The sequence below is a fragment of the Nocardioides aquaticus genome (assembly GCF_018459925.1).
GTDB classification, from domain to species: domain Bacteria; phylum Actinomycetota; class Actinomycetes; order Propionibacteriales; family Nocardioidaceae; genus Nocardioides; species Nocardioides aquaticus.
Window position 1 is genome coordinate 2,617,361 of the sequence record NZ_CP075371.1, and the last position, 12,666, is coordinate 2,630,026.

10 protein-coding genes are annotated in these 12,666 nt (G+C 73.8%); 4 read left to right on the forward strand and 6 right to left on the reverse strand.

All coding sequences use genetic code 11. The annotated features are described in order from the left end of the window. Positions 1-51 precede the first annotated feature (51 nt). The gene (locus ENKNEFLB_RS12740) at positions 52-1,335 is read right to left on the reverse strand and encodes an acetyl-CoA C-acetyltransferase (RefSeq protein WP_214055768.1); all 1,284 of its coding nucleotides are present in this window, start codon (positions 1,333-1,335) and stop codon (positions 52-54) included. Between the two features lie 133 nt (positions 1,336-1,468). Here ENKNEFLB_RS12740 and ENKNEFLB_RS12745 point away from each other — a divergent pair, with 133 nt between their 5' ends. Both ENKNEFLB_RS12745 and ENKNEFLB_RS12750 read left to right on the forward strand, forming a co-directional pair. Further along, on the forward strand, positions 1,469-2,803 hold the full coding sequence (locus ENKNEFLB_RS12745) for a 3-oxoacyl-ACP reductase (RefSeq protein WP_214055769.1): 1,335 nt from the start codon (positions 1,469-1,471) through the stop codon (positions 2,801-2,803). 1 nt (position 2,804) lies between these two features. Continuing rightward, a complete protein-coding gene (locus ENKNEFLB_RS12750) occupies positions 2,805-3,677 on the forward strand; it encodes a MaoC family dehydratase (RefSeq protein WP_246535520.1) in 873 nt (290 codons plus the stop codon). A 21-nt stretch (positions 3,678-3,698) separates the two neighbouring features. On the opposite strand, the gene ENKNEFLB_RS12755 is transcribed toward ENKNEFLB_RS12750, so the two are convergent. Beyond that, entirely contained in the window at positions 3,699-5,102 is a 1,404-nt protein-coding gene (locus ENKNEFLB_RS12755; protein WP_214055770.1) for an MFS transporter, read from the reverse strand. Positions 5,103-5,121: 19 nt separating this feature from the next. Between ENKNEFLB_RS12755 and ENKNEFLB_RS12760 the strand changes: the two genes are divergently transcribed. After that, complete coding sequence (locus ENKNEFLB_RS12760; RefSeq protein ID WP_246535521.1) at positions 5,122-5,532, forward strand: winged helix-turn-helix transcriptional regulator; 411 nt, start codon at positions 5,122-5,124, stop codon at positions 5,530-5,532. On the opposite strand, the gene ENKNEFLB_RS12765 is transcribed toward ENKNEFLB_RS12760, so the two are convergent. From ENKNEFLB_RS12765 to dxs, 4 genes are all read right to left on the reverse strand, one after another. Continuing rightward, a complete protein-coding gene (locus tag ENKNEFLB_RS12765) occupies positions 5,507-6,382 on the reverse strand; it encodes an acyl-CoA thioesterase (RefSeq protein WP_214055771.1) in 876 nt (291 codons plus the stop codon). The two genes, ENKNEFLB_RS12760 and ENKNEFLB_RS12765, sit on opposite strands and share 26 nt — an antisense overlap. Further along, positions 6,379-7,407 carry a proteasome assembly chaperone family protein gene (locus ENKNEFLB_RS12770; RefSeq protein WP_246535522.1) on the reverse strand — a complete coding sequence of 343 codons (1,029 nt, stop codon included), beginning with the start codon at positions 7,405-7,407 and terminating at the stop codon, positions 6,379-6,381. Before ENKNEFLB_RS12770 ends, ENKNEFLB_RS12765 begins: the two co-directional genes overlap by 4 nt. A 26-nt stretch (positions 7,408-7,433) precedes the next feature. Continuing rightward, on the reverse strand, positions 7,434-8,936 hold the full coding sequence (locus tag ENKNEFLB_RS12775) for an amino acid permease (RefSeq protein ID WP_246535523.1): 1,503 nt from the start codon (positions 8,934-8,936) through the stop codon (positions 7,434-7,436). Positions 8,937-9,029: 93 nt separating this feature from the next. Then, positions 9,030-10,937, reverse strand: a complete 1,908-nt coding sequence (gene dxs, locus ENKNEFLB_RS12780; protein ID WP_214055772.1) for a 1-deoxy-D-xylulose-5-phosphate synthase — start codon at positions 10,935-10,937, stop codon at positions 9,030-9,032. Between the two features lie 89 nt (positions 10,938-11,026). On the opposite strand from dxs, the gene ENKNEFLB_RS12785 reads away from it, so the two are divergent. Then, positions 11,027-12,625: a phospholipase D family protein gene (locus ENKNEFLB_RS12785; RefSeq protein WP_214055773.1), complete on the forward strand. Its 1,599-nt coding sequence runs from the start codon at positions 11,027-11,029 to the stop codon at positions 12,623-12,625. Positions 12,626-12,666: the final 41 nt, after the last annotated feature.

Sequence of the window (12,666 nt, forward strand, 5' to 3'; positions counted from 1 at the left end):
CCCAGCCGGGCACGAGGTCGGGCGACGCCGGCAGCTCACGCGTCGCGCGCGTCAGGGGCGCTCGAGGATCGCGGTCACGCCCTGGCCGCCCGCGGCGCAGACCGAGATCAGGCCCTTGCCCGAGCCCTGCTGCGAGAGCAGCTTGGCCAGCACGTTGACGATCCGGCCGCCGGTCGCGGCGAACGGGTGGCCGGCCGCCAGCGACGAGCCGTTGACGTTCAGCTTCGCGCGGTCGATCGCGCCCAGCGGGGCGTCCAGGCCCAGGCGCTCCTTGCAGAACACCGGGTCCTCCCACGCCTTGAGGGTCGAGAGCACCTGGGAGGCGAACGCCTCGTGGATCTCGTAGAAGTCGAAGTCCTGCAGCGCGTGCCCCTCGCGCTCGAGCATGCGCGCCATCGCGTAGGCCGGGGCCATCAGCAGGCCCTCCCCGCCGTGCACGTAGTCCACGGCCGCGGTCTCGTAGGCCGTCAGGTAGGCCAGCACGGGCAGACCGCGCTGCTCGGCCCACTCCTCCGAGGCCAGCAGCACCACGGAGGCACCGTCGGTCAACGGGGTCGAGTTGGCCGCCGTCATCGTGGCCGCCGCGCCCTTGCCGAAGACCGGCTTGAGGGTCGAGAGCTTCTCCACCGAGGAGTCGGGACGCAGGTTCTGGTCGCGCTCCAGGCCACGGAACGGCGTGACCTGGTCGTCGAGGAAGCCGGACTCGTACGCCGCGGCGAGGTGCTGGTGGGAGGCGACCGTCAGCTCGTCCTGGGCCTCGCGGGTGATCTGCCACTCCAGGGCGGTCAGCGCCTGGTGCTCCCCCATCGACATCCCGGTCCGCGGCTCCCCGTTCTGCGGGATGCTCGGAACGAGGTCGCCGGGGCGGATCTTCGCCAGCGCGGCCACCCGGCCCTGCAGGCTCTTGGCCCGGTTGGCCTCGAGCAGGACCTTGCGCAGGCCCTCGCCCACGGCGATCGGCGCGTCGGAGGTGGTGTCGGAACCGCCGGCCAGGCCGACCTCGATCTGGCCGAGGGCGATCTTGTTGGCGACCTGGATCGCGGCCTGCAGGCCGGTGCCGCAGGCCTGCTGGATGTCGGTGGCGGGCGTCTCGGCCGACAGCTTCGAGCCCAGGACGGCCTCACGGGTGAGGTTGAAGTCACGCGCGTGCTTGAGCACCGCACCGGCCACGACCTCACCCAGACGCTCGCCCTCGAGCCCGAACCGGGTGACCGCGCCGTCGATGGCCGCGGTCAGCATGTCCTGGTTCGAGGCGGTGGCGTAGACGGTGTTGGAGCGGGCGAAGGGGAGGCGGTTGCCACCGATGACGGCGACGCGACGGGTGCTGGAGATCATGGGCTCATCCTTGTCGGAGCCTGCCCACGAGGGGAAGGCGGTGAGGGGGAGGTCACGCAATGTGGACTCCGAGTTACACATAGAGTTACATGATCGATCCGACCTTGCACGCACCGACCGGAGGACCGCACGCATGAGCGACCGCTACCAGGGCTTCACCAGCACGCCGATCGGGAGGCTGCTGGTCAAGAACCTCGGCCTGCCCGCCCCGATGCGGCTCGACCGCTACACCGAGGGCGACCCGCTGGTCCACGGCACGGTGCTGGTCGGCGGGCGGGGCCGGCTGGCCGAGTCGCTGCCGGGGCTGCTGGCCGAGCTCGACGTCACCACGGCGACGGCCGCGGCCGAGGGTGCCCGGTTCAAGGGCCTGGTCTTCGACGCCACCGGCCTGACCGGCAGCGAGCAGCTGCACGCGCTGCGCGACTTCGTCACCCCGGTGATGCGCAGCCTGGAGTCCTGCCCCCGCATCGTCGTCGTCGGCACCCCGCCCGAGCAGGTCTCCGGTGCCGAGCGCGTCGCGCAGCGGGCCCTCGAGGGGTTCACCCGCTCCCTCGGCAAGGAGGTCGGCCGGGGCGGCACGGTCCAGCTGGTCTACGTCGCCGAGGGCGCCGAGGCCGCGACCCTGAGCACGCTCGGCTTCCTGCTCTCCCCCAAGTCCGCCTACGTCTCGGGCCAGGTCGTCCGGATCGGCGCCCACGGCGCCACCGACGCCGCCCCGGTCGCGGACTGGACCCGCCCGCTCGTCGGTCGGGTCGCCCTGGTCACCGGTGCCAGCCGCGGGATCGGCGAGCAGATCGCCCGGGTGCTGCACCGCGACGGCGCCACGGTCGTCGGCGTGGACGTGCCCCAGGCCGCCGACGGGCTCGTCCGGCTGATGGACGAGCTCGACGGCGACTGGCTGACCCTCGACATCACCGCCAAGGACGCGCCGCAGCGCATCGCCCAGCACCTGGCGGACAAGCACGGCGGGGTCGACGTGGTCGTGCACAACGCCGGCATCACCCGCGACAAGAAGCTGGCCAACATGGACGAGTCGCGCTGGGACTCGGTGATCGCGGTCAACCTCACCGCGCCGGAGCGGATCACCCGCGAGCTGCTCGACCAGGGGGTCCTCCACGACAACGGCTCCGTCGTGGGCGTGGCCTCGATCGCGGGCATCGCCGGCAACGTGGGCCAGACCAACTACGCCGCCTCCAAGGCCGGCGTGATCGGGCTGGTCGACTCCCTGGCCGACGACCTCGAGCGCGGGATCACGATCAACGCCGTCGCCCCGGGCTTCATCATCACCCAGATGACCGCCGCGGTGCCGTTCGCGACCCGCGAGGTCGGCCAGCGCCTGAACGCGATGTCGCAGGGCGGGCTGCCGGTCGACGTGGCCGAGACGATCTCCTGGTACGCCAGTCCCGGCTCGACCGCGGTCAACGGCAACGTCGTCCGCGTCTGCGGCCAGATGATGCTGGGGGCCTGAGGTGGCCACGACCACCGTGGACGGCTCGGCCGGCCTCACCACCCTGCTGCGCGCCGCGCTCCCCTCGCTGCCCGTCGTGGGCGGCCTGCCCGGCGTCCGCAAGGCCTCCGCGGCCGGGTTCGAGGGCCTGTCCTACGACCGGCCGCCGGTCACCGTGCGGCGCGAGGACGTCGACACGTACGCCCGGGTGTGCGGCTTCCCGGTCAAGGACACCGTCCCGCTGACCTACCCGCACCTGCTGGCCTTCGGACTGCACATGGCGATCATGACCGACCCCGCCTTCCCGGCCCCCGCGGTCGGGATGGTGCACGTCGAGAACGCCGTCACCCGGCACCGGCAGCTCTCGGTCGGCGACCGGCTCGAGGTCGGCACCCGGGTCGGCCCTCCCGGGGCGCACCCCAAGGGCACGACCTACGCCTTCACCACCGAGGTCCGCGACGCCGACGGCCTGGCCTGGGAGAGCACGTCGACCTACCTGCGCCGTGGCCGCGGCGACGACACCGCGCCGGCCGGGACGACGTTCCCCGACGCGCCCCCGACCGGGACGGTCTGGCGCCTGCCGGCCGACCTCGGCCGGACCTACGCCGCCGTGTCGGGTGACCACAACCCGATCCACCTCTACCCGCTGACGGCCAGGGCGCTCGGGTTCCCCCGCCAGATCGCGCACGGGATGTGGACCAAGGCCCGCTGCGTCGCGGCGCTGGAGAACCGCCTGCCCGACGCCGTCCGGGTCGAGGTGGCCTTCAAGAAGCCGGTCCTGCTGCCCGGCAGGATCGCGTTCGGCTCGGCCAGGCTGGAGGGCGGGTACGCCTTCTCACTCACCAGCCCGAGCAGCGGTGCACCCCACCTGGCCGGCCGCACCACCGCGCTGTGACACCGACCCTCACCCTCACCCTCAGCCCGAGGTTGAGGGTACGGGTCGGGCCGGGGTGTGGCGGCGACCGAACGACGCGATCGTCGCCGCGCCCAGCAGCGTCAGCCCGGCCGAGGCCACGATGGCGGCGTCGAAGCCGACCCTGACGTCCTCGGGCAGCTGCGCGACGGTGGCGAAGAGCGTGATCCCGCACGCCGCGCCGAGGTAGCGCGCGGTGTTGTTGGCGCCCGAGCCCATCGCGGCCCGGGCCGGCGGGACGCTGGCGACCGCCTCGCGGCCGAGGGTGGCGTTGAGCGCCCCGGTGGCGACGCCGGCCACCACCATCGCACCCGTCAGCTGCCACAGCGCCGAGTCGGCGCTGACGCCCAGGCAGAGCAGCTGCCCGACGGCAACGCCGACCAGCAGCACCGCGATCGCCCGGGGGCCGCTCGGCGCCACCCTCAGCCGCGGCAGCAGCACCGAGGCGGCGACGCTGGTGAGGGACCAGCCCAGGACGGGCACCGTGGCCACCGCGAGCCCGCGGTCGAGGCCGGCGTCGACCAGGGTCGGGAGGTAGGACGTGGTCCCGATGATGCCGAGGCCCAGCACCAGCGACCCCGTGGTCGCGGCCCGGAACCGCGGGTCGCGCAGCAGCGCCGGGTCGAGCAGCGGCGCCGGCACCCGCCGCTCGACGGCCAGGAACCCCAGCAGCGCGGCCACCGCGACGACGCCGAGCAGCACGGTGAGCAGGTCGACCCCACCGCGGCCCTGGGTCAGCGCCGCGACCAGCGCGGTCGCGGCCAGGCTGAGCAGCGCGAGGCCGGGGAGGTCCACCCGCCCGGGCACGCCCGGGGGTGCCGGCACCCCGCGTCGCGTGGGCACGACCGTGGCCAGCACCAGCACGGCGGTCACGGCGTACGTCTCCCGCCACCCGCTGGCCCACGCGGCGTCCAGGTCGAGCGCGAGCGCCAGCAGCGAACCGGCGGTGATGCCGACGCCGACCGAGGCGCCCCACACCGCGGTGGCCCGGGTCCGGGCCGGGCCGGGCTCGGTGGAGCCGGCCAGCAGCGCCAGGCCGCAGGCCAGGACGGCGGCGCCACCGACGCCCTGCACCACGCGAGCACCGACGAGCAGCCAGGGTTCCCAGGCCAGGGCGCAGACCGCGGCCCCGCCGCCCATCAGCACGAGGCCGCCGAGGTAGACCCGGCGGCGGCCGCGGGTGTCGCCGGCCACCCCGGCGGCGAGCAGCGCCGCGGCGAGGCCGACGCTCATCGAGCTCAGGATCCAGGCCCGCGCCGCCGGCCCGGCCCCGAGGTCCGGTGCGCTGCGCGCCAGGGTCGCGATCGGGGTCACGTAGGTGACCAGGACCAGTGCGGTGCCGACGGCGACCCAGGTCAGGGTGCGGTCGCGGCCGACGGCCCGAGTTGGTTTGACTTCCGAACTCACTCGGGTGACGCTAGCAGGCGTGAGCGCCCCGAGCACCCCTCGCCAGGTCCCGCTGGCCGACCTCCCCGGCCGCCCCTGCCCCGCGGCCGCGGCGCTCGAGCTGGTCGGCGAGCGCTGGTCGCTGCTGGTGGTCCGCGAGCTGCTGCTGGGCTCGCGCCGCTTCACCGACGTCCTGCGTGGCACCGGCGCCCCGCGCGACCGCGTCACCGCCCGGCTCCGGTCGCTGGAACAGGCCGGGCTGGTCCTGCGGCGCCGCTACCAGGAGTCGCCGCCGCGCGAGGAGTACCTGCTGACCGAGGCCGGGCTGAGGCTGGCGCCCGTCGTGGACGCGCTGACCACGTGGGGCCGGACGTACGCCGTCGCCCCCGACGACCCCCTGCGCGACGGCTACCGCCGGGTCGGGCTCAGCGGTCCCGACGCGGACGGATGATGCCCTCCTGGGCGACCGTGGCCACCAGGACGCCGTCCGGGGTGAAGACGCGGCCGATCGAGAGGCCGCGACCGCCCTGCGCCGAGGGCGACCACTGGTCGTAGAGCCACCACTCGTCGACCTTGAAGGGCCGGTGGAACCAGATCGTGTGGTCCAGCGAGGCCATCATCACCTGGGTCGGCAGCACGGGGTGCGCGGCCAGGGAGGCGCCGAGCAGGCTGACGTCGCTGGCGAAGGTGAACATCGCCAGGTGCACCGTCGGGTCGGCCGGCAGCTCACCGCGCACCCGCATCCACATCCGGGACTGCGCCGGGTGGGCCGGGTCGCGCTCGAGACCGTGCTCGGAGCTGCCCAGGAAACGCATCTCCATCGCGCCCCACTCGTTGTCGAGCGAGTCGACCTCGGTGTTCCCGGCCCGGCGCATCAGGTCCATCATGTCGACGCCGGCCTCGGGTCCGGGCGTGGTCGGCATCTGGTCCTGGTGGTCGAAGCCCTCCTCGTGCCGGTGGAAGCTGACGGTCTGGTAGTAGATGACCCGGCCGTGCTGGCGGGCCTCCACCCGTCGGGTGAGGAAGGACCGCCCGTCGCGGATCCGCTCGACGGCGTAGATGATCGGCACGCCGTAGTCGCCGGCGAGCAGGAAGTAGGAGTGCAGCGAGTGCACCTGGTAGCCCTCGTCGACCGAGCGCATGGCCGCGATCAGCGCCTGGGCCGCGACCTGCCCGCCGTAGACGCGCTTGCGGCGGGTGACCGGTTGGCTGCCGCGGTGCAGGTCGACGTCGAGGGTCTCGATGTCGAGCAGGCGGACCAGCTCGGCGGTGCGCTCGACTCCGTCGGTGGTCTCGCTCACTGCTCGCCCTCCGGGTTCTCCAGGCCGGCCAGGAACCGTTCGAACTCCTGGCCGATCTCCTCGCCGGTGGGCAGCGGACGGTCGGAGGCCAGCAGGTTCGAGCCGCTCTCCTCGGCCCGCTCGAAGGCGTCGTACTGCCGCTCGAGGGCGGCGACCACCTCGCCGACCTCCTCGTTCTGGGCCAGGTAGTGGTCGATCTCGGTCTCGCGCTGCTCGGCCTGCGAGCGGAGCGCGTCGAGGGTGATGGTCAGCCGCCCGAGCTTCTCGACCTGCTCCAGCAACGTCACCGCGGCCTGCGGGTAGTCGAGCTGGGCCAGGTAGTGCGGGACGTGCGCGACGAAGCCGAGGGCGTCGTGGCCCCACTCCCCCAGGCGCACCTCGAGCAGCGCCTGGGCGCTGCCGGGGATCCGCAGCTCGCCGCGCCACGGGCTGGTGCCGGTCACCAGCTCGGGGCGGTTGGCGTGGTGGGTGACGGTGATCGGGCGGGTGTGCGGCACCGCCATCGGCACCGAGCCCATCCCGACGACGCGCGTGACGCCGAACCGCTCGACGACCTCGCGCACCGCCCGCGCGAACGCCTCCCAGCGGGTGTCGGGCTCGGCGCCGTGCAGGAGCAGGTACGGGGTGCCGCCGCTGTCGTGCAGCAGCCGGACGAGCAGCCGCGGCGCCTCGTAGCCGGCGTAGTGGTCCTGGACGAACGACATCGGGGGCCGGCGGGCGCGGTAGTCGTGCAGCTCGTCGACGTCGAAGGTGGCCACGACCGGGCCGACCGCCGGGTCGGCGCCCGCGGCGCCGGGGCCGTCGAGCGGGCCGGTGTCGCTCGTGCCGGAGGTGTCGGCGCTGGTCTCGGCGACCGGCATCGACGTCACGCCGGCCTCGTCGACCGCGACGAGGTGCCGCGCGGCGAGGGCGGCGGCGTTGCCGGCGTCCAGGAAGCCGTCGAGCACCAGCACCATCGTCAGGTCCGTGACGCCCTCGAGCGCGGGGACGTCGTCGACGATGTGGACCAGGCGTGGGGATGTCACCTCCCCACGATAGTTGCCGGGGCGGGTCAGCCCGCGTCCGCCTCCGCCGTGCGCCGTCCGAGCCGGCTGTGCCTGCGCCCGTAGACGAAGTAGACGACCACGCCGAGGGCCATCCAGAGGCCGAAGCGCTCCCAGGTCTCCCCGGTGAGGTTGAGCATCAGGTACAGGCACATCAGCACCGACAGCGTCGCCACGACGGGCGCGAGAGGCGTCCGGAACGAGCGCGGGAGGTCGGGACGGGTCCGGCGCAGCACGACGACGCCGATGCTGACCAGCACGAACGCGAAGAGCGTGCCGATGTTGACCAGGTCGGCCAGGGTGCTGAGCGGGACGAAGCCGGCGATGACGGCGACCACGACCCCGGTGGTCAGGGTGATCCGCGAGGGGGTGCCGTACCTCGGGTGGACCTTGGCGATGCTGCGCGGCAGCAGGCCGTCGCGGGCCATCGCGAAGGCGACCCGGCTCTGGCCCAGCATGAGGATCATCGCCACCACGACCAGGCCGATGCAGGCCGCGACGGAGATGACGTCGCCGACCCAGCTGACCCCGGCCGCCGAGAACGCGGTCGCCAGCGGCGCAGCGTCGTCGGGGTCGATGTCGCGGTAGTCCTGCACCCCGGTGACCACCAGGCTGACGGCGATGTAGAGGACCGTGACGATGGCCAGCGAGCCGAGGATGCCGATCGGCACGTCGCGCTGGGGGTTCTTGGCCTCTTCGGCGGTGGTGGCCACGACGTCGAAGCCGATGAAGGCGAAGAAGACGATCGCGGCGCCCGCGATCACGCCGCCGAGGCCGAACACGGCCGGCTCGACGCCGAGCAGGGAGGTGATCAGCGGCAGGTCGCGGAACCCGCCGCCGGACTCGGCGACCGGCTGGGACTCGGGGATGAACGGGACCCAGTTGGACGGGTCGACCAGCGAGATGCCGATGACGATCACCGCGGCGACGGCGGCCAGCTTGATGGCCACCACCACCTGGTTGAACCGGCTGGAGAACTTGGTGCCGCGCACCAGCAGGCCTGCCACCACCAGGGCGATCACGACGGCCGGCAGGTTGAGCAGGCCGTCCTCGGCGCTGGCGAGCGCCGTCGGCACCTCGAACGGGGTGCCGGCCAGCAGCTGCTGGAGGTAGCCCGAGAAGCTCGTGGACAGCGCGGCGGCGCCGATCGTGAACTCCAGGACGAGGTCCCAGCCGATGATCCAGGCGACCAGCTCGCCGAGGGTGGCGTAGCTGAAGGTGTAGGCCGACCCGGCGACCGGGACCGTCGAGGCGAACTCGGCGTAGCAGAGCGCGGCGAGCCCGCAGGCGACGGCGGCGATCGCGAAGGACAGCGCCAGCGCCGGGCCGGAGTTGGTGGCGGCGACCGTGCCGGTCAGCACGAAGATGCCCGCGCCGATGACGACGCCGACCCCGAAGACCGTGAGGTCGAGCGCCCCGAGGTCCTTGCGCAGCCTGGTCTCGGGGTCGTCGGTGTCGGCGATGGACTGCTCGACGCTCTTGGTCCGGAACAACCCGGTGTCTCTGCTCACCGGGAGACGGTAGGACACCGGGGCGGCGTCCGGGACGAGGCGCCCGGGGGGCGGGACGTCCCGGGTCAGGCGTCCCGGGTCAGGCGTCCGGGGTCAGGCGGTGGGCTCGACCCGGTCCCGCTCGGCGGTCTCGCCGTCCAGCGCCGAGATGCTCTCCACGATCCCGAGGGCCAGCGCCTGCGGCGTCAGCCCGAGCCGCTCCAGGATCACGCCGCGCTTGGCGTGGCCCAGGAACTCCTGCTCGATGCCGTGCAGCCGGACCGGGGTGGTGACCCCGGCGGCGTTCAGCGTCTGCAGCAGCACCGCGCCGCAGCCGCCGACGACCCCGTTGTCCTCGATGCTGACCACCAGGCGGTGCTCGCGGGCCAGCTCGACGATCGCGGGGTCGACCGGCTTGACCCAGCGCGGGTCCACGACGGTCGCGCCGATGCCCTGGTCGACCAGGCGCTGCGCGACACCGACCGCGGTGGTCGCCATCGAGCCCACCCCGACGAGGAGCACGTCCCGCGCCCCCTCGCGGACGAGGACGTCGGCGCCGCCGGCCTTGCCGACGGCCTCGAGGTCCTCCGGCGGCGGACCCTTGGGGTAGCGCACCACGGTGGGGGCGTCGTCGACCTCGACGGCCTCGTCGAGCAGCTCGCGGAGCCGGGTGGCGTCCCGGGGAGCGGCCAGCCGCAGGCCCGGGACCACCTGCAGGACCGACATGTCCCACATCCCGTTGTGGCTGGCACCGTCGTCGCCGGTGACGCCGGAGCGGTCGAGCACGAAGGTGACGCCGCAGCGGTGCAGCGCGACGTCCATCAGGATCTGGTCGAAGGCCCGGTTCAAGAAGGTGGCGTAGACCGCGAAGACCGGGTGCATCCCGCCCATCGCCAGCCCCGCGGCCGACGTGGCGGCGTGCTGCTCGGCGATGCCGACGTCGAAGGTCCGCTCGGGAAACCGGGCTTGGAACTTGTCCAGGCCGACCGGGTGCACCATCGCGGCCGTCATCGCGACCACGTCGGGGCGGCGGCGGCCGACCTCGACCATGGCGTCGGCGAAGTGGTCGGTCCAGATCCGGCCCTTGGGCGACTCCTGGCCGGTGTCGACGTCGAAGGGTCCCGGGGAGTGGAACTGGTCGGCCTCGTGCCGCTCGGCGGCGTCGTAGCCGAAGCCCTTGCGGGTCAGGGCGTGCACGATCACCGGGCCGTTGAAGCGCTTGGCCTTCGCCAGCGCCTGCTCCATCGCGGCGCGGTCGTGGCCGTCGACCGGGCCGACGTACTTCAGGCCGAGGTCCTCGAAGAGCCCCTGCGGCGCGATCGCGTCCTTGAGGCCCTTCTTCATCGCGTGCAGCGCGTCGTAGGCCGCGGCGCCGACGCCGGGCACGGCGGTCAGGCGCTTCTTGACCTGGTCGAGCAGCTGCTCGTAGCGCGGGTCGGTGCGCAGCGAGGTGAGCGCGGTGGCCAGGCCACCGACGGTCGGGGTGTAGGAGCGGCCGTTGTCGTTGACCACCATCACCAGGCGGCTGTCGCCGGCGACCGCGATGTTGTTCAACGCCTCCCAGGCCATCCCGCCGGTCAGCGCGCCGTCCCCGATCACGGCCACGACGTGACGGTCCTCGCCACGGATCGCGTACGCCTTGGCCAGGCCGTCGGCGTACGACAGCGCGGTGGAGGCGTGGGAGTTCTCGACGATGTCGTGCGGGGACTCCGACTGGCTGGGGTAGCCCGACAGGCCGCCCTCCTGGCGCAGCCCGGCGAAGTCGCCCGCCCGACCGGTGAGCATCTTGTGCACGTACGCCTGGTGGCCGGTGTCGAAGACGACGCGGTCGCGCGGGGAGTCGAAGACCCGGTGCACCGCGATCGTCAGCTCGACCACGCCGAGGTTGGGGCCGAGGTGCCCCCCGCCGCGCGCGCAGGTGCCGATCAGCAGGTCCCGGATCTCGCTGGCCAGCCCGGTCAACTGGTCGTCGGAGAGCTCCCGCAGGTCGCGCGGGCTCTGGATCGACTGGAGGAGGGACATGCCGGCGAGTTTACGGCCCGGAGACACCCCCGACCGGTTCCCGGGCCCCGGGTACGGCCCCCGCGGCGGCCTCGTGTTGCCTGGACCACGTGGACGACCCCCTCGAGAGCTGGCTGCTGACCGGTGCGGAGCGGGGCAACCGGCACACCCGGTTGGTCGACCGCGTCCCGGGGAACGCCTGCACGCCCCTGGTCCACGGGGCGACCTACTTCGCCCGCCTGCTCGCGTGCGTCGAGCAGCTGACCGACGGCGACCGCCTGTTCTTCACCGACTGGCGCGGCGACCCCGACGAGCGCCTCACCGACGCCGGGCCGACCGTCGTGGAGATGATCGGGGACGCGGCCCGGCGGGGCGTCGAGGTGCGCGGCCTGGTCTGGCGCTCGCACGGCGAGAAGATCAAGATGAACCAGGAGAGCAACGAGGCCCTGGACGTCGCCCTCGAGGACGCCGGCGGCCGGGTGGTCCTGGACCAGCGGGTGCACCGGTTCGGCAGCCACCACCAGAAGCTCGTGGTGCTGCGCTCGCCGACCTCGCCGGAGCGCGACGTGGCGTTCGTGGGCGGCATCGACCTGTGCCACAGCCGGCGCGACGACGCGCGGCACCTCGGCGACCCCCAGCCCCTGGCGATGGCCGACGAGTACGGACCGACGCCCCCGTGGCACGACGTGCAGCTCGAGGTCCGCGGACCAGCGGTGGGCGCCTTCGAGACCGTGTTCCGGGAGCGCTGGGAGGACCCCGCCAGCCCCGTCACCGGCAACCCGCTCGCCCGGGTCCGCGACGAGCTCCGCGGCGCCCGCCTGCGTACGGCCCCGCTGCCTGCGGAGCTGCCGGACCCCGCGCCCGCCGGGACGCACACCGTCCAGGTGCTCCGGACCTACCCGGCGGCCCGGAGCGTCTACGACTTCGCACCCCGGGGCGAGCGGTCCATCGCCCGCGGCTACTCCAAGGCGCTGCTCCGGGCGACGCGCCTGGTCTACGTCGAGGACCAGTACCTCTGGTCCGCCGACATCGCCGAGCTGCTCGCCCGGGCGCTGACGGCCAGCCCGCAGCTGCACCTGGTCGCGGTCGTGCCGAAGGTGCCGGACCACGAGGGCGCCCTGGCGGTGCTCCCGAACCGCGTCGGCCAGCTGCAGGCGCTGCAGGTCTGCCGGGCCGTCGCGGCCGACCGCGTCCACGTCTACGACCTCGAGAACGAGCAGGGCACGCCGATCTACGTCCACGCCAAGGCCTGCGTCGTCGACGACGCCTGGGTCAGCGTGGGCAGCGACAACATGAACCGTCGTTCCTGGACCCACGACAGCGAGCTGAGCGCTGCCGTGGTCGACGCCGAGCACGACGGCCGCGCGCCCGCCGATCCGCGCGGGGACGGCACCGGCGCACGTCGCTTCGCCCGCGACCTCCGGCTGCTGCTCGCCGCCGAGCACCTCGGGCTGGATCCCGACCGGCCCGACCAGGTCGCTCCTCTCCTCGAGCCGCAGTCGTTCGTCGACGCCATGGCCGCCTCGGCGGACCGGCTCGACGAATGGCACCGGGGCGGCCGGGTCGGCCCCCGCCCACCCGGCCGCCTGCGCCGGCACGCGCCGCCACCGGTGCCGCGGTCGACCAGGCTCTGGGCGACGCCGGTCTACCGCCTGCTCCACGACCCGGACGGCCGACCGTTCCGGATGCGACGGGCAGGGGAGTTCTGACCCTCCCCGCACCCGCGACGGGCGACGCCGCCTCCCCCGGT

Coding starts and splice junctions, on each gene's coding strand:
- ENKNEFLB_RS12745 (WP_214055769.1), top strand. CDS start 1,469: ATGAGCGACCGCTACCAGGGCTTCACCAGCACGCCGATCGGGAGGCTG.
- dxs (WP_214055772.1), bottom strand. CDS start 10,937: ATGTCCCTCCTCCAGTCGATCCAGAGCCCGCGCGACCTGCGGGAGCTC.
- ENKNEFLB_RS12740 (WP_214055768.1), bottom strand. CDS start 1,335: ATGATCTCCAGCACCCGTCGCGTCGCCGTCATCGGTGGCAACCGCCTC.